Source organism: Bacillus sp. D386 (assembly GCF_006346415.1).
Map to the genome: position 1 here is coordinate 1,001,780 of NZ_VEMV01000001.1, position 21,697 is coordinate 1,023,476.

The following is a 21,697-nucleotide window of genomic DNA, read 5'->3' on the forward strand; positions in this document are numbered from 1 at the left end:
AATGATATAGGTAAGGTTATTGCAATTAATAAGTATCTTTATTTCTATGCTTAACGGTTGTATACCATCCGTCCTGGATCCTGGCATAAATGCCAGCTATCAAGTAGTTAGTTTAGATTCCAACTTCAAAAGCCTTTCTTTTATATCAATTCCTCCACCGTATCCAACCAGTTTTCCACTAGAGCCGATTACACGGTGGCAGGGAACGATAATAAAAATCGGATTCTTATTATTCGCCATTCCTACTGCTCGAGAGGCACTAGGATTCCCTATCCTCTCTGCCACCTGTTTATAGCTTCTTGTCTCTCCATAAGGAATCTGCAATAATTCCTTCCATACACTCTGTTGAAATGGAGTACCATGAGGATTCAGTTTTACAGAAAATTGTTGCCGTTCCCCTTTAAAATATTCCTCCAGTTGCATAACAGTTTCTTTAATTAACTGTGTTTCCTTAATCTCAGCTTTTATTGGCTTTTCACCTAAAAACACATCTGTAATCCCGATCCCATCTTCTGCGATTCCTACTTTACCTATTAGCGTCGTATAATAATAGGCATATTTATTCCCCACCTAAAATATCCTCCTTTACATTAATCATTCTGTTCATTATTATCTAAAATACCTAATAAATGAGTCATACTCATTATCTAAAGTAAAACCATTATTTTTATACAGTCTTCGCGCTTGTTCATTGTCAGGTGCTGTTTGAAGGGATAATGATTTTGCCCCCGTTTCCGTGCATAAGTTAATAGCTGCATCCATTAACAGCTGTCCAATTCCCTCTCGTCTTGCTTCTTGTATAACATACAAATCATTAAGTATCCAAGTTCGTTTCATGGCAATAGAGGAGAACGACGGGTAAAGCTGTATAAATCCCACATACCTTTTATGATTCACAGCCACAAAAATAATTGAATCCCTCTTTTCTAAGCGCTCACTAATAAAAGTCATTGCACCATCAAAATCACTTGGTTGATGATAAAATTCTCGATACGAATTAAATAATTGGCTAACCCCTTCACGATTCTTTAGAGTGGCCTGATAAATTTCCAACTATTTTATCCTCCTCTTGATTAATTAGTGATTGGAAAATCCATTGCACAGCATCCTTTAAATCTTCAGCAATATACTCTATTGTCATTCTCTTAATTTTTTTCTGATGTTTCAATAATGTTGCATGTCCTGATCCCGTTTTTACAAGTATTTTTAAACAATTTGCCTGTTTAGCTGCTGCCATATCACTCCATCTATCCCCAATCACAATGCAATTTTCTAAGTTTAATAGATGTTTAGAAGCAGCCTTCAATAACATTCCTATCCCTGGCTTTCTGCACTTACATCCATCTTCCGGAGAATGAGGACATATTAAAACATTATCGAAACCAAAGCCTTTTAACTCATCGATAAAATCTTGCTCGGTTGCCATTCCTCTAGAAATCCCTGGCTGATTTGTAAATGCGAAAATTTTTATATTATTTTCTTTAATCTGCTCGATACAAGAATGCGTAAAGGGAAAACACTCAAATTTACCCGGATAATGAATCGTATCATCTCCACCTATTGTTCCGTCTCGATCAATAAAAACTGCTTCAATTTTATTTATCTTATTCATAATATATAATCCCCTTCTTCTTACAATTTCTATATATCAATTACAAAATCCTTTTATATAAAAAACAGGAAGCAAATTGCTTCCTGCATCGTCTCTATTCTTTCACTCTCAACAATCTTAAACTATTTAATGTCACGATTAACGTCGCACCCATATCAGCAAAGATAGCAATCCATAATGTTAACCAGCCTGGAATGACTAATAATAGGGCAATCGCTTTAATTGCCAATGAGAAGGTGATGTTTTGTTTGATGATGGTCAGCGCCTTACGACTTAACTTAATTGTATATGGCAATTTACTTAAATCATCAGACATTAAAGCTATATCAGCTGTTTCCAAGGCTGTGTCTGTTCCAGCACCGCCCATGGCAACACCAAGATTAGCTGCAGCCAGCGCAGGAGCATCATTAATTCCATCTCCAATCATAGCTACACGCAAATTACTTTTACGGAGATTTTTAATATAGTTTAATTTATCCTCTGGTAGTAAGTCAGCCTTTATATCTGAAACACCAACTTCATGACCAATTGCTGCTGCTGTTCCTTCATTATCTCCTGTGAGCATAATCGTTTTTTGTATTCCAATTTGATGAAGCTTCTTAATAACCTCTTTAGAGGATTCCCTCACTTCATCAGCCACTGCAATGATAGCTAATATTTCTTTTTCCGTACCAAGAATCATCATCGTTTTACCTTGGGTTTGAAGTGACTGAATCTGATTCCTTTGCTCTGTTTTAATCTGATCCATTAACAAATCTTCAAATAAGTGCAAGCTTCCTACATAATACGTTTCTTTATTAACGCTAGCCTTTATTCCCTTACCTGTAATGGATTGAAATTCATCCACGATTATATCTTTATAACTCAGACCCATTTCTTCAGCTTTTTTTGTTACCGCTGAGGCCAATGGATGCTGTGAACCATTTTCTATTGCAGCAGCAATCATGAATAACTCATTTTTATTTTCAGCAAAGGCGATATAATCTGTTACAGTAGGGATACCTTTTGTAAGGGTACCTGTTTTATCGAAGGCTATTGCATTTAAATGTCCAGCTTCTTCAAGATGAATACCACCTTTAATCAAAACACCATTTTTAGCAGCATTCCCTATGGCTGTTACAATAGCAACCGGTGTAGATACAACCAAAGCACATGGACAGCCTACCACTAAAGCAGCCAACCCTTGATAAATCCAAGCACTCCACTCCGCACCGAAAAATAATGGAGGTACAATGGCAATTAAGAACGCAATCACGATGATTGCAGGGGTGTAATACTTAGCAAATTTATCTACAAAAGCTTGTGAAGGAGCTTTTTCCGCTTGAGCCTCTTCTACTAAATGAATGATTTTAGATAATGTTGTATCTTCTACTCGTTTTGTAACCTCTACTTCGAGCAATCCCTCTTCATTTAATGTACCCGCATACACATCATCATCGATGGCTTTAAAAACCGGAACACTTTCACCCGTAATGGCTGCCTGATTTAAAGTTGACGTTCCTTTTATCACTTTACCGTCCATTGCTATTTTTTGTCCCGGCTTTACAATCATGACGTCACCGATCACAATATTTTCGACATCCACCATAATTTCATGATGCCCACGCCTAATCAAGGCTTCTTTCGGAGCAATATCCATTAAAGATTCAATCGATTGTCGCGCTTTATCCATTGAATAACGCTCCAATGCTTCACTAATGGCAAAAAGGACAACTACAGTAGCTCCTTCACTCCACTCCCCAATCAACGCTGCACCAATAATGGCAATGGTCATCAAGGTATTCATGTCAAAGGTTAATTTCCCTAAATTTTTCAGGCCGTTTATAAAAAGGGTATAACCACCTATTAAAATCGCTGCTCCATATCCAATTGTAGGAATTATCTGATCTTCACCATATATCTGGCCTAAAAACCAGCTAATCACTATTAATATAGCTGAGATATAAACTTTGTAGGTTTCTTTCTGTTTCCAAAACGGAGTCTTTTCGATTTTTTTCTCTTTTTCATCTCGTATTTTTAAATGCTCAAAAGCACCCGCTTTTTCTATATCTTCAATTGTAGCTGAGCCTTGCACATAAATCTTGGATGCTCCGAAATTCACCTTAGCTTCTTTGACTCCATCTAGATTTTTTACATTGTTCTCAAATATATTGGCACAATTAGCACAACTCAACCCTTCAATACGGTATGTTTTTTGATCTGTTTTTACATGTTCATTCATTTCATTTCACCTCTTTCTTGTGCGTTAAGGCAATCATGATGATTTGTTTAATATGTTCATCATCCAATGAATATAGAGCTAATTTGCCCTCTTTTCGATATTTAACAATGTCTTGTTTATAAAGAGTCCTTAGATGGTGAGAAGCAGTCGCAACTGATGAACCAATAATATTCGCTATATCACAAACACATAGCTCTTCATCCTGGCATAAAGCATACGTTATTTTCGCTCTATTCTCATCAGCTAGCGCTTTGAATAATTGAGCAACGCTGGACAAATTTTCTCTTTGTATATCTGTCCTTATGCGATCAACCTTAGTTTGATCAAACCCGTATACATCACATGTATCCTTTTTACTCATTATTTCACCCTCTTCATTCAAACCTTCGTTTGATTATATTATATATCCCTTCTACTTATCATTCAAATATATGTTTGAATATTGAAAAAGGTTTGGGTTATTTTATTATTTGAGCAAAAGTCTATTTCCTTTACTTTCTCGCAGGTATAATCTTATACGGTTATTTTCTAACCTTCCTACTTTCCCAATAATTTTGATTTGATGGTAAAATGAAATACAGAAATTCCCTGTAATCCAACAAAGAATAGAGATGGGGTTGATGGATTGTTGGCAAGGTGTACACACTGTAATTTCAAGTGGAAAGTTAAAGACATTTGGTCACTCGGCTTTACTAAGGAAGGAAAGGATTGTCCAAGCTGCAAAAGCAAGCAATATGTATCTTTTAAAGATAGAGGTTTTATATTGGGGTTGGGTTATTTAAGCGGAACAATTGCTATACTAATTATTATTTTTTTCCCTTTTTTCATTAAATTAAGCAATCAGGATGAAACCATATTTTAATTGACGACACCGATGAAGTTCTCCTGCTTTAAAGTCCCGGAAGTTTTCGTGCTAAGCAATATCTACAAAAAAAAGACTGTCGACATTGTCGGCAGCCTCTAAATTGAACTAAGTAAATCTTTATTGTACAAAAAATTAATATTACAATTCAATCGGTTCATTTTGAATTTCACGGTTCCACCGCATCCTCATATTCGGATAAGCAATTCCGCATAAAATAATAATTACGCCTATCCATTGTGCTCCAGTTACTACTTCATTAAGCACAAGAGCAGACATTAATACAGCCATAGGCAATTCTGAAGCACTTAAGATAGTCCCGAGCCCACTTCCTATCTTAGGCATACCTATATTAAAGAATATAGGAGGAATTAAGGAAGCACATAAACCTGCAACTATACTATATATAAATAAGCCATCCATCAATGTACCATTTAGAAGGAATACTGGCGGGAATACGATTAAAATGAGTAACGCTGCCCCCGTTGTCATAAATGCACTCTTATAAATAGGATGAATTTCGATATTGCTGCGTCCACTTACTACAATGAAAGAGGCAAATGATGTCGCAGATAGGAGTCCCCAAACTATACCCACTAATGAAACTTCGCCATTACTTGCCAAGATACCTGATGCAAGAATGGATCCTAATAAAATGATCACAGTGGCAATAATATTTTTCTTACCAGGAGCCTTTTTATCGAAAATATATTGTAATACAAAACTAATCCATGTAAATTGCAAAAGCAAAATGATGGCAAACGATGCATCTACATAGGTCAGCGATTTATTATAAAAGATTCCCGTCAGTCCCATTGGGAAGCCGCTGATTAATAAAATTATTATTTGCTTACCTGACAACTTAACCTTAGGTACAAATAATGCTACAATCCACAGCATAACAGCACCCAACAAATACTGACTACCTGTAATTTCACCCTGAGTGAACCCTTCCCCATAGGCAAGTTTCACAAAAGTAGAAACCACCCCATACGAACAACCGCCTAAAAAAACAAGTAAAGCATATCTCCAAATCCCCATAAAAACCTCCTAAAATAAAAAGCTGAAACGGCTCGCTCAGAAACGAGGAGCATAAGAAAGAGACTCGAAGGGGAGGTTCATCCCCCGTAGAGGCTATGTTTATGTCCTGAGTTTCTAGCCGTTGAAGCTAGATTGCATATAAAGCTAAAACTCAAGGAACGAAGACTAAGAACGCCACGTCCTGTGGCAACGTCTTCATGACCTACATCCTGTAGGCCCGCGAGGAGTATAAGACAAAGGCACAGAGGGAGTTTCATCCCCGTAGTGGCTTTGCTATGTCCCGAGCTCCTAGGCCCTGAAGCTGGCCAAAATAAAAAACACCCACCCCTTATAAAGGGATGGGTGGCGAAAACAAAACATTCAAAAATCCACCTGCCACACACTTGCTCTGCAGCTTTTAAAAAATTAGCATTCCATTTAGATTATAATGACTATTTCTTTGAATGTAAAATATAAACTCTAATCTTCTTTTGAGAATTCTCCTTTTAATAATTTTTCTTTTAACCAACTAATTAAACGCTAATATAAAAACATTCCTAAAAACAAGAAAGACATTGCACAAAATCGCAATGTCTTTTTTGTAATTATTTTACGAGTAATTTAACAACCTTGCTGCTTTTATCTTTATTCTTCGCTAATACTGTTAATTCTTTACCAGCCTTTTGATTCTTGATATTAATTATAAATTCTCCATTTTCATTAGCTTTTCCAGAACCAATTGTCTCTTTTCCTACTTTAACAGAAATGGTAGCTCCAGGTGCAGTCATTCCTTTTATTTTGGTAGACTTACTGGATACATCTTCGATTGTCAGCGGTAGGTATGGACTGTTTTCTTCTAGAATATCAAAAATAAATTTTGCTTGGTCTGTGTTATCTATTAAACCACTAAATCTATCTTTTTTAGGTCCATATGCAAAGACTGCCACATCGTCCCCAGTGTGTCCGCTTGTTGTCCAACCTGAATTTGAACGTGCATTATAAATGTTCTCAATCGCATTATCAATTTTTGTAACGTCTTTTACACCGTCAATCGGTTCAGCGGCTATCACTACCGTATCTAGCTCTTCACTCGTTAGTTCTAAGCCACTATACTTATTTAGTGTTTCTTCAACAGATTTACCGGCTGCTATTTCTGCTGCCATGAAGTCTGGGGTTCTTTTTGCGCTTTGGACCGGTTCAGGAAACCAATTATATTCTCCGTTTGCTCCCATAGTATATCCACCAGTTGAATGGTCTGAAGTAAGGACAACCAAAGTTTCCTTATCTTTTTTAGCAAATTCTATTACAGCTTTAAATGCTTGTTCAAAATCCTCCATTTCGCTCATTGTACCTACAATATCGTTATCATGCGCAGCCCAGTCAATTTGCGACCCTTCTACCAATAAGAAAAATCCATCTTTATTTTTATTTAATTTATTTATTGCAACATTTGTCATTTCTTTTAATGATGGGATTTCTTTAGTACGATCGATCATTTTTGGAAGGCCACCATCCGCAAACAACCCTAGAATCTGTTTATTTTTATCCGAACTCATTTCGTTTTTATTTGTAACGTAACTATATCCTTTATTTTGGAATTCTTCTGTTAGATCACGATCAGTGCGTACAAAATTCTTTAGTCCGCCACCTAACATAACATCCACTTTATGTTTTCCATTAATCATTTCATCAAAATAATCATCGGCAATCTGATCCATATTATGTCTGGAAATATCATGGGCACCAAAAGATGCTGGTGTTGCATGTGTTAATTCGGATGTAGCTACAAGTCCGGTTGATTTCCCAAGCGCTTTAGCTTCTTCCAGGACCGTTTTAACTTCATTTTGATGAACATCTACAGCGATTGCTGCATTGTATGTTTTAACACCCGAAGACATCGCTGTTGCTGCTGAAGCAGAGTCAGTAATGTTTTGCTCCTCATCATCAGCATATGTAGTTTGCATGCCTACCAAATATGAATCAAATGTTGTGTTTTCGATTATTTTTGTGGTTGGATTATCTTTCATATATCTGTGAGCAGCTAAAAATGGGACTCCCATTCCATCCCCCACCATAAAAATGATATTTTTAACTTCTGTTTTTTTCTTTCCTGCCGCTTCGGCATGTTCTTTTTTTTCAAGAGATAGAAAACCGGTACTTAAACCAATAAGCAAACATAGCGCTATAAATACAGATAAAACCTTTTTGTTAACCGCTTTCAATTCATCCACTCCCTAAAATAGTTTAACTATTATAAAGTATACATGTTAATTATTGGAATAAAGTTACAGAATATATAAGATTATGTTAAAATTTGTTATCTATATATTTTTATTTACATTTTTTGCTACTAAATTCATAAGTATCTTTATGAATATTACATTTACATGACATAACGTGTTAAAAGACCTACTATTTTCTCACTTTTCAACATTAATCACAGCAAAAAGGCGTTCAACAAATATTTTGTTGAACGCCTTTTTAAAAAGATTATTTAGATTTTCTTAACAAATTCTGATTTTAATTTCATTGGTCCGAAGCCATCGATTTTACAATCAATGTCATGATCAGCATCCACGAGACGAATATTCTTCACCTTAGTACCTTGTTTCAAAACCGAGGAGCTTCCTTTTACTTTTAAATCTTTGATAACAGTAACAGTGTCACCATCATTTAAAATATTCCCGTTAGCATCTTTATACACTTTCACATCTTCACTTTCAGATTCTAACGTCCACTCATGCCCGCATTCCGGACAAACTAAAAGCGGACCATCTTCATATGTGTATTCAGAATTACATTTAGGGCAATTTGGCAATGTTGTCATATTATTAACCTCCGAGCAATTAATACTATCTATACACTAATAGTATTCGCATTTTACATATTTTCATGTTTATCCATAAAGTAGATTATAACCATGACAACCAGCCTTTTAAAAGTAGTGTTTTATTGGTAAATAGTCACAATATATTTAGGTTGAGTTGAAATAAGGTTTCTATTTAACATTTTTGCTTCATGACTCTCCCTTTCAACTGTACGCACAAAATATCTACTCGGTAGAATCAAATAAAACCCGTATTGGCTTTGGGAGATATCTTTTTTTATAAATGAATGACGTCAAATTGAGGATGAAGGTTGGAACTTTTTTAGGGAAATATTTTTTTGAGTACATCTGAAAATACGCTCTCTCCAAATCTTTCCACTGGTTATCTTTTTCCTGTTGCATGAAACGAGCAACATCAATCACTTTTACTCCTCCATCAGAAGTAATGATAATATTTTTAAGATGTATATCAGCGGGATTTAATCCGACTTCCACCGCCATTTTTAAAGCTTTGCTTATCTCTTTAACTTTCTCTTCAGGTACAAAAATACCTTTTTGTAGACATTGAAACAATGTATAGCCCTCAATAAAATCAATGATAATATAATTATTACCATCATCATATAACGACGGATAATAATCTATATGCTGCAATTTACGGTAAATGGTCGCTTCCTCAAGGGCTATTCTCTTTTTATGTGGAAAATATATTTTTAAAGCCAAATCCTTATCTTTAATTTTAAATACAAAAGCACTCCTGCCTGTACCTATTAGTATTAGATTCTGGCTATATTTAATTAATCTTGGTTTAGATCCATTCATTTCAATCTCTACACTATCTGCTAAAGCTTTATAGGATATAGTAAACACCTCATTTTAAAATAAAAACCCCATATCATATAAGTCCAAAACTATCTAGGCTTATTTGAAATGGGGACTTCCTTTATTAATATTAAGAATTAGTATCATTATACTATATACCTTTGAAGTAATTAAAATTTCTGCTTTATATTATTTATTAGGTAAAAAAACTATTCATTTGAGATGTCCAAATTAACAATATCCATTTTTTCTTTAGCACTGGTAAACAGTTTATAAGATAGGTGAAAAGATTTGAAAATCTGTATATTAGATTATCCAGATTACTTTTTGATAATGTCATTTTGTTTTAACAACAAGAAGTTTTAGAGCCTTACAGCATTATCAATTATTCGTATATCTCTATTAAAGAGATATACGAACTCCTAATATACCTAAAGGGGATTAGTATATCCTATCCTACAAAAAGTTCCATTTGTACATTTTACTTGTTGAGCATATAGCTGAAAAGGCCCTATTCCATATGGAATAGAGCCTTTCAGAATGCCTATTTCGTTATTAAATCAAAGAAAGACTCTCAAGGGAGAGTCTTTCTTAATAGCTTTGGCTATTATGCTTTTTGAACATTAGTAGCTTGGGGTCCACGTTGACCTTGTTCTACTTCAAATGTTACACTTTGACCTTCGTCTAAAGATTTGAAACCTTCGCCTTGGATTGCTGAGAAATGTACAAATACATCTTCTCCGCCTTCGCGTTCGATAAATCCAAAACCTTTTTCTGCATTAAACCATTTAACTTTACCTTGTTCCATGTTTGTTGCCTCCCAGTGTGTATATCACACAATGTATTAATATCCTTGCTCAAATTACCTTAGACGAAAAACAAAATCTTTTCTCAATCTGCTTAGAACAAAAATAATTCTTCTTAAGAATAACATGCTTTATAAAAATTAGCAAATTTTAGAATCTAAATGATAGAAACTACTTAAAATTATTTCAAGACAAATATAAAAAATCCTGCTTTAATACTCCTCATACTAGAGAATGGGTAATTATCTTTATTTATTCACAGTTTCATCTGCTCCTGTTCTAGATTATATCCATAAATCAAGGCTGATATATTCCCCATTTTCTTTATTATCCTTTCTGTATTTTCAGAAAATAACAAATTGATTGGAAGTTAACAAGAAGACCATAAGTATCTAACAGGTATGTTAGATATACAGAATCAAAAAAATATTATGCTAGTATAAAATCAAGAAAACTATGAGGTGACTATTATGAAGGAAACTATCGTAAATACAAGCTTAAAAAGCATGATTAATATAGAAATCTTAAAGGCTGCAAAGGCGGTTGACTCGGCTACAGATTCCTCTGAATACTATTATAAAATCAAGGAATATAAAAGAGCGAGAAAATTAAAAGAACTAATATCCGAATTAAATAAAGGTAATGATTATGTCTTACAAAGATTAAATGAACTATCCAACAGAAAATCAGCTTCTATATAAAAGTCAGCAGACAGGCTGACTTTTATCTTTTTTTATAAATTGGTATCCTATAAAGACCAGTAAAAAGGACCTTTCCACTGTAGATCTAAATCTCGTAAAATTAACAACCAAAGATTTAGTTCTTTACTTGAGTAAAATTCTTTAGATATTCGCTTTCATTTACAGATATCACTTTTTTTAAATCAGTCGTTCTTAATACAAACTCCTTAACACCAATAAATTCAGATTCTGCAATCAAATAAAACTCTGTTTCTTTTTTAAATCCCTTAAACGGTCTGTTTAATCTAAATAACTTCATTAAATAACTCCTGGCGATCAATTAAAATTCGATAAATAATTCCTGTCCATCTTCTGTTTCATAAAATTATTGCAACAATTTATTATACTTTACTAAGAGCTGCAGTACACTTCGAATTCAAGCTTCTTAAGTCAAATACAAAGTACCATATTTAAAAAAATGTTGGTTACAAAGGTATTGGTGAACAATGGACTAATTTCCCCCTTGATTCTAATACATTCTTCCTCTATTTTGCATTTAGGACACCCTGAATATTTTTCCATATTTATAGTCTACTAGAACGGGTAAATTAATTATAACAATATAATAATATCTGGAGGTGTGCAAAATGTTGGTTTTTCTTGTACTAGCCTTAATTATTGCCTTTATAGCCTTTTTGATATTATCCATTATTGGCTTTATCAAGAAGAATGGGAAAGGTAAAAAGAATTTAATTCTAGCGGGTGGCTGCTTTCTAGCTTCCTTTGTTTTTCTTATCATTGAATCCATTGTAAACCCTATTCCTATGGAAATCAGCCTGAATGTAACAAGTGAAATACCTGAAGAAGTGAAAACTACTCAGGATACTATCACTATTAAAGGTACTGTAGAACATGCTGATCAATTAAAGGTTAATGGTAAAACTGTAACTATCAAAGAAGACAGCTTTTCTACTGATGTGGTACTTGAGGAAGGAGAAAACCCAATTGTCATTTATGCCAATAACGAAGAGTATAGTAAAGAGTTAAAGTATGAAGTAATGAGAGCGTATCCACCTATCGATTTGAATATTTCATATGATAGTCATATAGAAGTGCCTTCTTATACTTTAAAAGGCACCGTACAACCTGGGGCAACCGTCATATTAAATAAAGATGGCACAAAAAATGGAGAAGTTACCGCTGATGCAAATGGCACATTTTCCTTCAAACTTGATACAAAAGCTGAAGGTACCTACAACTATGTTGTAGATGCTAATAAAGAGGGATATACAGAAGAACATTTGAACATTTCCATAAACAGAACAATCCCTAATATTCCTCTTACTGTTACAAATGATAGCCAGATACAAGCACCTTCCTATACGATTAAAGGTAAAACAGAACCTGGTGCAACAGTAACGATTATGAAGGATGAAAAAAAGCTGGATCAAGCTACTGCCGGAAAAGATGGGACTTTCTCCTTTAATGTATATACAAAAGAAAAAGGTGAATATAAATACACCATAAAAGCTACTAAAGAAAATTTCAAGGAACAAACAAAAGAAGTGGCTTTTACAAGAACCTTATCAGCAAAAGAAGAAGCACAAGCTAAGAGAGCAAATGCTAAAACCATTAGTTTTGACAAGCTGAATAAAAACCCTGACCGCTACAAAGGTGAATATGTAAAATATAGAGGTGAAATTGTTCAAATAATGGAAAGTGATGGAATGACTGCAATTCGTCTTTCTATTACTCCAACCTCTTACGGCTGGTCTGTATCTGATATTATTTATGTAGCTTACCTCGGTTATACAGATTTTGTTGATGAAGACGTTGTCACTATTTATGGTGAAGTAAACGGTTCCTTTACTTATACTTCTCAAGCAGGATGGGATATTACACTCCCATTAGTAATTGCAGATTCCATTGAATAAATAAGAGAGAGCCAGGTGGCTCTCTCTTGTCATTGCATTCATTACATATCTAATTCTGTAAAAGCATATGGCACTAATTCTTTTAAAGTCAATTCTTTACATTCTTTCTTTGCATTCGTTAAATAAACTGGCATGTCAGGAGAACAAAATTCAACTAAAACCTGTCTGCAAATACTGCAAGGCGGTAAATAATCCTCTGTGGCCCCTGAAATAGCTATCGCCTGAAAATCACCTTTTTGATAACCTTTTGTAATTGCCGTAAAAATGGCTGTTCTTTCTGCACAGTTTGTTGCACCAAAAGATACGTTTTCAACATTTACACCATTGATAATACTTCCATCTTTAAGTAAAAGGGCAGCCCCAACAGGAAATTGAGAATACGGCATATAAGCATTTGATTTTACAGCACGGGCACTTTCCAATAATGTTTCTTTATTTACCATCTAGATCATCTCCAATTACAATAAATTGAAAAGACACTCATTTATACGATTGTACCAAATTAATAACGATATTTTCTTCTTGTCACTAAAATGATTATAATTGCTGGCAATGTAAAAATAGCCATTCCGGCAAAAGAGAGTCCTGGAGAAATATCATATAAAAATCCTCCTGCCAGTGTCAATATCGCTGTGCTAAAACTCATAGCAAAAGCCGAGTATACACCTTGTGCATTGGAATTTTGCTCTTTTGGCAGCGAGTTTGTTATATAAAGGATAAATGCATAATGTGCCAAAGCAAAGGATAGTGCATGCAAACTCTGCGATAACATGAAAATCCAAACATTCGGGAATACAGCTACCAATAACCAGCGCAGAGTTGATCCAGCAGCAGCTACCAATAATAAAGAAGATGGCTGCCATTTTCTAAACAGATGATCAGCCTTCGCAAAACAGATGATCTCAAAAATAACAGCAATATTAATGATCATACCGATATAGTATGTGTTTACACCTAAATCCTGTAAATAAATATAGCCATAATTATAATAAGATGCGTGAGCACCCTGAAGTAAAAATACGATTAGCAAAACAATTGAGAAGCTTTTAATCTTCCATAAGCTGCTCATTTTCATTGTATTTTTACTTTCATTTTTGATCGGTTTTTCAGTTAGTATATCCGGGCTAGGTAAAATATACTTGATAAGCATTAAAACAAGCATGAACATCATTGCCCATAAAATCCCACTATCCCCAAAATACCCAGTAACCATACTAATTACTAGCACAGAGACAATGAATCCAAGAGAGCCATATGAGCGAGCTTTTCCATATGCCCCATCCCCCTGTCTCATTAAAATACTAGCAGTACCTTCCACTGCGGGAAGTAAAGTTGGATAAAAGGCACTAAAAATAAGAGTGACAACAAATAGGGAAGTAAATGATGTCGATGGTATATATAGGATTGTCACTGCTAATGAGCAGATAATTAAAAGGAAAGCGACTTTATGAGCACTCCAGTATCTGGAGGCGATTGGATAAACAAAGAGCGCTGATAGCCCTCGTACCACCAATCCAAATCCCATAATTAAGCTTGCTTCTGATACTGTCAATCCTTTTCCTTGTACAAGATAACCTGTCCAATAAGGTAAAAATATACCCCATGTCATAAAAAATAAAAAAAAGTTCTGTGAAAACCAACGCGGATTGTTCATTCTTTCTCCCTCCATACTTATTGCATCATAGCATGTTTCACGCTTACAATAATGTGAGATATCTCATATTTTTTTAATAATTTGGAGGAAAAAAGTGCAGATTTTATCTGAACCATTGCGCAGCCAATATATTGATTTAAACAGTATCCAACCCTTTTCCAGTGTCTCGATAAAACCATTTATTCAAGTCCATGAATTTGAGCGTGGTGAATTCATTTACAAAGAAGGTTCTATACCAGAGTATCTATACCTTATTGTTGAAGGGAAAGCGAAACTATATATCACGCTTGAAAACGGAAAAGTATCTCTCCTTAATTTTATTGAAGCACCGTCACTTATTGGCGAACTCGAATTATTGGGAGTAGAGCAATATTCTATAGGGGTCCAAACATCAACAAAAACGGTCTGTTTAGCTATTCCCATGCATATATGTAAAAATCAATTATTAGAAGATCCGGTTTTCCTGAGGCATTTGTCCATATTTTTAAGCAAAAAAACACATTATCTTTCATTTAAATCTGTCCAAACTCAAATTTATCCGCTCGAAAATCGGTTAGCTTCATTTATTTTAATGTCAGCTGAAAATGATTTTTACAAAGAAAAACACACAGAAGTCAGTGAATATTTAGGAGTTTCCTACCGTCACTTATTACATGTTATCTCACAATTCTGTAAGGGAAATCTTATAAAAAAATATGATCGTGGCTATATCATTTTGGATAGGGAGCGGCTTCAGGAATTAGCTAAAATTGATTAATGATACATATGTTGTCCAATTCACTGCCTAAGTAAAAAAAGCTAATCTAAATGATTAGCTTTTTTCATTACATTATCTTTAATAATTAACAGGCTTATTCCCCAGTTTTAGCAAACCAATCAATCCGATCCCTTATCTCATCGCGTACCCTTTGGAAGAATGCCCATTTTTCTTCCTCACTTCCTTCCGCTTTTGCCGGATCATCAAATCCCCAATGAACTCGTTTTACTCTGGGCGGTGTTACTGGGCAATGTTCATCTGCATGCCCACATAAAGTTACGACCAAATCTGCATGATTTAAAATATCCGGATCAATCACATCTGAAGTGTGATTAGTTATGTCTATATTTACTTCCTGCATCGCTTTCACTGCATTCGGATTTAATCCATGGGCTTCAAGTCCAGCACTTTTGACATTCCAGTCAGGCAGGATTTCCTTTGCCCACCCTTCCGCCATCTGACTGCGACACGAATTACCTGTACATAAAAAATAAAGTGTTTTTTTCTTTGGCATTAAATTATTCCCCCTGATTGAACTTTTGTTCAGACGTTTCTACTTTGTTCCTATGGAAGTATTTCTTTTCCCAGCGCAGTGCTACACTTACAAGTGCAATCAAAACAGGAACTTCCACCAATGGACCGATAACAGCTGCAAAAGCTACGCCGCTATTAATCCCAAACATAGCAACCGCAACTGCAATTGCCAATTCAAAGTTATTACTCGCTGCTGTAAAGGATAACGATGCCGTTACAGGATAGGATGCTCCTGCTTTTCTTGAAGCAAAAAATGATACAGCAAACATGATTAAAAAGTAAATGAGCAATGGTATAGCAATTCGAATTGCATCCAATGGGAGTTCAACAATTTTATCTCCTTTTAAGGAGAACATCATCACAATCGTAAATAATAAAGCAATAAGTGTAAGAGGAGAGATTTTAGGTAAAAAAGATTCCTGATACCACTTTTCCCCTTTTAATTTTAATCCAATGAATCGTGTTGCCATTCCTGCTATAAAAGGAATACCTAAATAAATGAGAACGCTTTTTGTAACTTCCCACATCGAAATGACAACAGTAAAATTCTCCAACCCAAATACGCCTGGCAAGATATTTAAGAAAAAGTAGGCAAATGCCGAATAAAATAGAATCTGAAATACAGAGTTAAAAGCGACAAGTCCAGCTACATATTCACGGTCCCCGCGAGCCAGATCATTCCAAACAATAACCATAGCTATACAACGCGCAAGACCAATCATAATCAGGCCGGCCATATACTCAGGATAATCATGTAAAAAGATAATTGCTAAGAAGAACATTAGAACCGGACCGAGCAACCAGTTTTGGAATAAGGATAGCAATAATACCTTCCAATCCTTAAATACACGCCACATCTCTTCATACTTCACTTTTGCCAATGGCGGATACATCATTACAATCAATCCAATAGCAATTGGAATGGATGTCGTCCCTACGGACATAGTATCTAACATTGTTTTAAAATCAGGTACTAACAGCGCAATTAAAATACCCACTGTCATGGCTGCAAAGATCCATACCGTTAAATATCGATCTAAAAAAGACAGCCTTTTCGTCACACTTTTTTCTGCCATCTGGTTCTCCCCCACTCTTTGTTGATTTAACAATCTGATGAACAGCATTTCACACTAATTGGCTCCAGCTGGTCAATGATTGCCTGAATATACGGCTGTTGAGTTTCATTTAGGCGAAAATGTTTCCATGTGCCTTTTTTTCTTTCCAGAATAATTCCTGCATCTTTCAACTTTTTCACTTGTTGGCTGACTGCAGGCTGGGAAATTTGAAGAACATCCACAAAATCACAAACACATACCTCTCCCTTTTTCAGACAAGCCAATAATTTTAACCGATTCGGGTCACTGACTGCTTTTAATTGCTGAGCCATTTGCTCAATTGTATTCATATATACCTCCTTTATATAACCAAACGCTTATATAAGACATTACTTATATTATATGACTTAATAATTAAAATCAAGAAAATAAAAAACAGTAAGCTAAAGTATCACCAGCTTACTGCTTCAACTTTCCAAAACCATAAGTAAAATCTCTTCTCGACTAGCAGTATTCTTATTAAAAATATCCACCTATACCAATAACCAGGTAAAACACAATGATTCCTGCTATCTTTGCCTTTGACTCTCTACTTTTAATAAGCAAAGCTGCACAAAGAATAGTAAACAGTATATAGGCGATTAATCTTAACTGCCCCGTATAGGGACCCATATTATGTAATAGAAAAACAATGATTGATATAAAGGCAAGTAGCCAATAAAACCATTTTTGTAATAAACTCAAATTACCGTCCCCTTATATGTTATTAGAAATACTCCTCAATCACGATATTATGAGTTCCGTCTTTTTCTTATCTTTACTATAGATCTTTTAGTATCATTTAACCCTTTCTTCAAGAGGTAGTTTAATATTTTGATTCTCTGTTTACCCTATTAGACTTTTTTCTCATAACCACTGCCCTAGTTGTCCTTATAATATATAAAACCAGAAACAAAGATTTCCATCTACAATCTTTATAACTACTAACCCATCCGTTTGCTTTTTTGACGAAGACTTCTACCATCAAAACTCATTTATTCGATTTTCCACTTTAATAAATAGCATATAACTAAAATATCTACTAATAAAACAAAAATAGTACGAGTAAAAGAATGATAAAAAAAATATAATTTACACATTGAAACCAAATCATAAAAGAGAATTCCGCAGATCTAACAAAGGAAGTCTCATTTGCTTTACTTAGGATTTTATAGAATTATCTGGTTATCTTAAATATGTAAGCGGTTTAGACTATCAGATAAAAAGTATTAGAAATAATACGTTTATTTTTATAAAAATATTGTGTTAGGAGTGTTCAACATGAATAATCAACATACTACTGATACAGAAAAGAATGGACAGTTTCCATGGATGGACAAGTCATTGTCCCCACGTGAGCGTGCTGAGAAGCTTGTAGCTGCTATGACATTAGAACAAAAAATTGCTCAGCTTCACGGTGCGATGGCGACCATCAACATCTACGATATGCCTTCAATGGATGAAATGAATGCCATGACTCCTGAGGAACAGGATAAGTTAATGGCGCAGTTGCAGGTTCAACGCCATGTAAAGGGAATTGACGAGTTAGGCATCCCTCGTTTCCGTATTACCAATGGTCCTGTTGGCGTAGGTATGGGTGACGGACATCCAAGCCCGCCAGCTACTGCTTTGCCAATGACCATTGGTCTTGCTGCCGGCTTTGATCCTGAGCTTGCTCGTGAGTACGGTGATATCATTGGTTCTGAGACGGCTACTCTTGGTCAGCACGTACTAGAAGGACCAGGGGTTTGCCTGCACAGAACTCCAATTGCTGGACGTAACTTTGAATATTTCTCTGAAGATCCATACCTTTCTGGCGTAATGGGCGTTGAGGTAACGAAAGCGATTCAAGACCATGATGTTATCGCCATGGGTAAGCATTATGCTGTTAACGACCAGGAGTACGAGCGCTTCCGCACAAGTGTTGAGTTGGATGAGCACGTATTGCGTGAGCTTTACCTGCTACCGTTCGAAATGCTAGTTAAAGACGGGGATATCGCGGCAATGATGAGTGCCTACAACCGCGTTCGTGGTGTATATGCAACTGAAAGCCGATATCTCCTCAACGATATACTCCGTGACGAGTGGGGCTTCCAAGGCTATGTACAATCCGACTTCTGGTCTTGCCGTTCTGCCGCTGCATCATTGAATGCTGGTATGGACCATGAAATGCCGGATGCTAAATGGTTGAACGAGACGAATGTAAAGAACGCTCTTCAAGACACTAGCCTTGAGATTGAAACTGTTGACCGCGCATTGGTGCGCCGCTATACACAAATGTTCCGTTTCAATCAATTCGAGCGTCCTTACAATCCAGGTGAGATTGATGCGAAAGGTCATGGTGCTAGATCTCGCAAAATCGGTTCCCAGACCGCTGTTCTTCTGAAAAATGAAGGCGAAATGCTGCCACTTGATCCGAAAGCTTATGACTCCATCGTAATCATTGGTCAATCTGAGTACGTTGATGATGCGTGCAATGGTGGGGGTGGTTCTTCAAAGGTTACTCCGCTCTACACGGTACCACCGGTAGAAGGCATGCAAAATGTCCTTAAAGGTCTTGGTTCACACACGTCAGTCAGCAAGGTTACTGTCGCTAAAGATCTTTCAAATCTTGACGAAGCCAAAGAAGCTGCGGCTAAAGCTGATATGGTTATTCTAATGGCCGGCTTAGTTGCCTCTGAAGGTTTTGATTTACCTAGTCCAAACATGCTAAATGATCAGAATCGTATGATCGAAGAACTATTGGATATCAACCCGCAAACGGTTGTAGTCATGAAAGACAGCAGCCCTGTCATGATGCCATGGATCCAAAAGGCTAAAGCTGTTCTTGAGGCATGGAACCAAGGTACTGAAGATGGTCACGTCGTTGCCGATTTACTCTTTGGCGTTGTAAATCCATCCGGTAAAGTTCCTACCACATACTCAGCTTCTGAGGATGATCTTTTGTACGCAGGCAGACCTGAGCGCTATCCTGGTACAGATGAAGGCAATGGCTTCCCGGTTATCCGATATTCTGAGGGCCTTAACATGGGTTATCGTTGGTTCCAATCCCAAGGAATTAAGCCATTATTCCCGTTTGGATACGGTCTATCCTACACATCCTTTGAGCTTTCCGAATTCTCAGTAACACCATCACAAACAGATGGCAAATCCCCGATTACGGTAAAGGTGACCGTAACCAACACAGGAAAAGTTGCTGGAGCTGAGGTTGTTCAAGTATATCTAGGTATTCCTGTCCAAGGACAGCCACCTAAGCGTCTTGTTGGTTTCCAAAAAGTTTACCTAGAGCCTAATGAGTCACGTGAAGTTAGCATCACGATTGACCCAACTGCTACGAACCATCCAATGGGTGTATGGGACTACTACGAACACGATTTCGTGGTGAAACCTGGCGAGTACACTGTATATCTTGGTACATCCAGCGAAGATACTCCATACAAAGAAACAGTAGTCGTTGAATAAATAATATTAATTAATAGTTAGAAGGATTGAATCAACAATAAGATTCAATCCTTTTTTCTTGCTCTTAAAATAAGTTTTCCAAATGGAAGTACTCTATTAAAGGCTTTTTTCTTCCCTCGTTATGCCATTTATGATATTCTTTCAAAACTTGTTTGGGGTCATTATTAGCAACCTCTTCAACCAAATACTTTACTGCAAGAAAGCTTCGCCAGTAATCGAACATAATACTTGTTAAACTCCCTTGATAACTGTCACTTCCGAACTCCTCTAACGAATGGTTACCATATTTGTGCTTAAACAGACCCATCAATTCTATCTCAATATTTGTAATCTGCTTATTTTCTGTATCAGTTAGTAAGTATTTTCTTGATAAGTACTCACACATTCCTTCCTCAAACCAAATACTGTTCTCTCTCTCATCATCAAATTCATCCAAAAACAAATCGGAGTGATGGGTTAATTCGTGTCCAAGTATAGTTAATATATGGTTTTCAGACATATTAGTATAGAAGTCTTCTATTTTAGAATGTTTCTTTCCCTCTAATTGTGTAAGAAATAACCTCCTCCAGCTTACCAAATCAGGAGAAAGATAAATGAGATCTTTATTTGTAAAGGCTGGGATCGGTATATTGGAAAAAACAGTTGTGGCTAGTTCATCTGTTGTCCATACAACTCCTTTTGGCAATTCTTTGAGCTCATAATGATTTACTAATTCAAGCTGATAGCCTTTTATGTTTTTTGGAAAACCTCTCAATCAAATATTTGTATTCCTGAAAATCCTCTTCTTTCTCAAATGCAAATATATGCTTCAACACCAAAGACTCCCTCTACTATAAAATTCAAGTTAAACCTTGATATTATTTTAAATGAATTTTCTGTAAATAAATAGAAATAAGAAATCCTCTTATTAAATTATTTTGTTGAGGGAAAATCAGGCGCTATGATTATAATGTGTAAGAAGGAGTTGCCTTTTCCGTATTCAGAGCATAATAATTCGGTTGGAAGTCCCTTTATTCACTGGATGAGGAAACATTAGAAGATGTCCACGTGACTAATAAATAGAGCCAAAAGTGGGATAGAAGATTTGATAAAAAACCCTTGCAAGTAAGCAAGTTTAAATTAGGGATTATTCAAGCACTGTGCTATACTTAGCCTACCATTTGCTATACAGTTTCATTCTTTTGTTGTCTAAGCTCTATTCATTTCTTGAATAGGGCTTTTTTATTGCCCAAATTGAATAAAAAACAAAAAAAGACCCTGCATATGCAGGATCTTTCATTAGCTCTTATTAAACTTTTTGAACGTTTGTAGCTTGTGGGCCACGTTGTCCTTGTTCTACTTCAAACGTTACGCTTTGACCTTCGTCTAAAGATTTGAATCCTTCGCTTTGGATAGCTGAGAAATGTACGAAT

Annotated in this window: 24 protein-coding genes; 5 read left to right on the forward strand and 19 right to left on the reverse strand. The window is 35.7% G+C overall.

Annotation, left to right across the window (positions count from 1 at the left end):
- Nucleotides 1-99: 99 nt before the first annotated feature.
- The 5 genes from FHY45_RS04890 to FHY45_RS04910 form a co-directional block, all read right to left on the reverse strand.
- Nucleotides 100-570: a methylated-DNA--[protein]-cysteine S-methyltransferase gene (locus tag FHY45_RS04890; protein ID WP_139891536.1), complete on the reverse strand. Its 471-nt coding sequence runs from the start codon at nt 568-570 to the stop codon at nt 100-102.
- Between the two features lie 39 nt (nt 571-609).
- Nucleotides 610-1,053, reverse strand: coding sequence for a GNAT family N-acetyltransferase (locus FHY45_RS04895; protein WP_066102099.1), 444 nt, complete (start codon nt 1,051-1,053; stop codon nt 610-612).
- Nucleotides 1,019-1,603 carry an HAD-IIIA family hydrolase gene (locus FHY45_RS04900; protein ID WP_066102425.1) on the reverse strand — a complete coding sequence of 195 codons (585 nt, stop codon included), beginning with the start codon at nt 1,601-1,603 and terminating at the stop codon, nt 1,019-1,021. The genes FHY45_RS04895 and FHY45_RS04900 overlap by 35 nt, the downstream gene beginning before the upstream one ends.
- A 103-nt stretch (nt 1,604-1,706) precedes the next feature.
- Entirely contained in the window at nt 1,707-3,833 is a 2,127-nt protein-coding gene (locus tag FHY45_RS04905) for a heavy metal translocating P-type ATPase (RefSeq protein WP_139891537.1), read from the reverse strand.
- Nucleotide 3,834: 1 nt separating this feature from the next.
- Nucleotides 3,835-4,194, reverse strand: a complete 360-nt coding sequence (locus FHY45_RS04910; protein ID WP_066102105.1) for an ArsR/SmtB family transcription factor — start codon at nt 4,192-4,194, stop codon at nt 3,835-3,837.
- 259 nt (nt 4,195-4,453) lie between these two features.
- Between FHY45_RS04910 and FHY45_RS04915 the strand changes: the two genes are divergently transcribed.
- Entirely contained in the window at nt 4,454-4,615 is a 162-nt protein-coding gene (locus FHY45_RS04915; RefSeq protein WP_180349929.1) for a hypothetical protein, read from the forward strand.
- A gap of 221 nt (nt 4,616-4,836) precedes the next feature.
- On the opposite strand, the gene FHY45_RS04920 is transcribed toward FHY45_RS04915, so the two are convergent.
- The 5 genes from FHY45_RS04920 to FHY45_RS04940 form a co-directional block, all read right to left on the reverse strand.
- Nucleotides 4,837-5,736, reverse strand: a complete 900-nt coding sequence (locus FHY45_RS04920; protein ID WP_066102108.1) for an EamA family transporter — start codon at nt 5,734-5,736, stop codon at nt 4,837-4,839.
- Nucleotides 5,737-6,320: 584 nt separating this feature from the next.
- Nucleotides 6,321-7,937 carry an alkaline phosphatase gene (locus FHY45_RS04925; RefSeq protein ID WP_306821540.1) on the reverse strand — a complete coding sequence of 539 codons (1,617 nt, stop codon included), beginning with the start codon at nt 7,935-7,937 and terminating at the stop codon, nt 6,321-6,323.
- 272 nt (nt 7,938-8,209) lie between these two features.
- Nucleotides 8,210-8,542 carry a zinc ribbon domain-containing protein YjdM gene (locus FHY45_RS04930; protein WP_066102117.1) on the reverse strand — a complete coding sequence of 111 codons (333 nt, stop codon included), beginning with the start codon at nt 8,540-8,542 and terminating at the stop codon, nt 8,210-8,212.
- A 225-nt stretch (nt 8,543-8,767) separates the two neighbouring features.
- Nucleotides 8,768-9,364, reverse strand: coding sequence for a protein kinase domain-containing protein (locus FHY45_RS04935; protein WP_139891538.1), 597 nt, complete (start codon nt 9,362-9,364; stop codon nt 8,768-8,770).
- Between the two features lie 607 nt (nt 9,365-9,971).
- Nucleotides 9,972-10,172, reverse strand: coding sequence for a cold-shock protein (locus FHY45_RS04940; protein ID WP_066102120.1), 201 nt, complete (start codon nt 10,170-10,172; stop codon nt 9,972-9,974).
- Between the two features lie 468 nt (nt 10,173-10,640).
- Between FHY45_RS04940 and FHY45_RS04945 the strand changes: the two genes are divergently transcribed.
- A complete protein-coding gene (locus FHY45_RS04945; RefSeq protein ID WP_066102123.1) occupies nt 10,641-10,871 on the forward strand; it encodes a hypothetical protein in 231 nt (76 codons plus the stop codon).
- 115 nt (nt 10,872-10,986) lie between these two features.
- Here FHY45_RS04945 and FHY45_RS04950 read toward each other — a convergent pair whose 3' ends face one another.
- The gene (locus tag FHY45_RS04950; RefSeq protein WP_066102125.1) at nt 10,987-11,169 is read right to left on the reverse strand and encodes a hypothetical protein; all 183 of its coding nucleotides are present in this window, start codon (nt 11,167-11,169) and stop codon (nt 10,987-10,989) included.
- A gap of 328 nt (nt 11,170-11,497) precedes the next feature.
- On the opposite strand from FHY45_RS04950, the gene FHY45_RS04955 reads away from it, so the two are divergent.
- Entirely contained in the window at nt 11,498-12,784 is a 1,287-nt protein-coding gene (locus tag FHY45_RS04955) for an Ig-like domain-containing protein (protein WP_139891539.1), read from the forward strand.
- A gap of 41 nt (nt 12,785-12,825) precedes the next feature.
- Here FHY45_RS04955 and FHY45_RS04960 read toward each other — a convergent pair whose 3' ends face one another.
- Nucleotides 12,826-13,227 carry a cytidine deaminase gene (locus tag FHY45_RS04960; RefSeq protein WP_066102130.1) on the reverse strand — a complete coding sequence of 134 codons (402 nt, stop codon included), beginning with the start codon at nt 13,225-13,227 and terminating at the stop codon, nt 12,826-12,828.
- A 59-nt stretch (nt 13,228-13,286) separates the two neighbouring features.
- Nucleotides 13,287-14,438 (reverse strand): MFS transporter, encoded by a 1,152-nt coding sequence (locus FHY45_RS04965; RefSeq protein ID WP_139891540.1) that lies wholly within the window; start codon nt 14,436-14,438, stop codon nt 13,287-13,289.
- A 94-nt stretch (nt 14,439-14,532) separates the two neighbouring features.
- Here FHY45_RS04965 and yeiL point away from each other — a divergent pair, with 94 nt between their 5' ends.
- Nucleotides 14,533-15,195 carry a transcriptional regulator YeiL gene (yeiL, locus tag FHY45_RS04970; RefSeq protein WP_139891541.1) on the forward strand — a complete coding sequence of 221 codons (663 nt, stop codon included), beginning with the start codon at nt 14,533-14,535 and terminating at the stop codon, nt 15,193-15,195.
- Nucleotides 15,196-15,289: 94 nt separating this feature from the next.
- On the opposite strand, the gene arsC is transcribed toward yeiL, so the two are convergent.
- The 4 genes from arsC to FHY45_RS04990 all read right to left on the reverse strand — a co-directional run bounded on the left by arsC (nt 15,290) and on the right by FHY45_RS04990 (nt 17,528).
- Nucleotides 15,290-15,709 (reverse strand): arsenate reductase (thioredoxin), encoded by a 420-nt coding sequence (gene arsC / locus FHY45_RS04975; protein WP_139891542.1) that lies wholly within the window; start codon nt 15,707-15,709, stop codon nt 15,290-15,292.
- Nucleotides 15,710-15,713: 4 nt separating this feature from the next.
- Nucleotides 15,714-16,805, reverse strand: coding sequence for an ACR3 family arsenite efflux transporter (gene arsB, locus FHY45_RS04980; protein WP_139891543.1), 1,092 nt, complete (start codon nt 16,803-16,805; stop codon nt 15,714-15,716).
- A 26-nt stretch (nt 16,806-16,831) separates the two neighbouring features.
- The gene (locus FHY45_RS04985; RefSeq protein ID WP_066102141.1) at nt 16,832-17,134 is read right to left on the reverse strand and encodes an ArsR/SmtB family transcription factor; all 303 of its coding nucleotides are present in this window, start codon (nt 17,132-17,134) and stop codon (nt 16,832-16,834) included.
- Between the two features lie 169 nt (nt 17,135-17,303).
- Nucleotides 17,304-17,528, reverse strand: a complete 225-nt coding sequence (locus FHY45_RS04990) for a hypothetical protein (protein WP_066102144.1) — start codon at nt 17,526-17,528, stop codon at nt 17,304-17,306.
- 576 nt (nt 17,529-18,104) lie between these two features.
- Between FHY45_RS04990 and FHY45_RS04995 the strand changes: the two genes are divergently transcribed.
- Nucleotides 18,105-20,285 carry a beta-glucosidase family protein gene (locus FHY45_RS04995; RefSeq protein ID WP_139891544.1) on the forward strand — a complete coding sequence of 727 codons (2,181 nt, stop codon included), beginning with the start codon at nt 18,105-18,107 and terminating at the stop codon, nt 20,283-20,285.
- A 64-nt stretch (nt 20,286-20,349) separates the two neighbouring features.
- Here FHY45_RS04995 and FHY45_RS05000 read toward each other — a convergent pair whose 3' ends face one another.
- Nucleotides 20,350-21,039 carry a hypothetical protein gene (locus tag FHY45_RS05000; protein WP_225983651.1) on the reverse strand — a complete coding sequence of 230 codons (690 nt, stop codon included), beginning with the start codon at nt 21,037-21,039 and terminating at the stop codon, nt 20,350-20,352.
- 534 nt (nt 21,040-21,573) lie between these two features.
- Nucleotides 21,574-21,697: cold-shock protein (locus tag FHY45_RS05005; RefSeq protein WP_139891545.1), on the reverse strand; the 124-nt coding region annotated here is incomplete at its 5' end.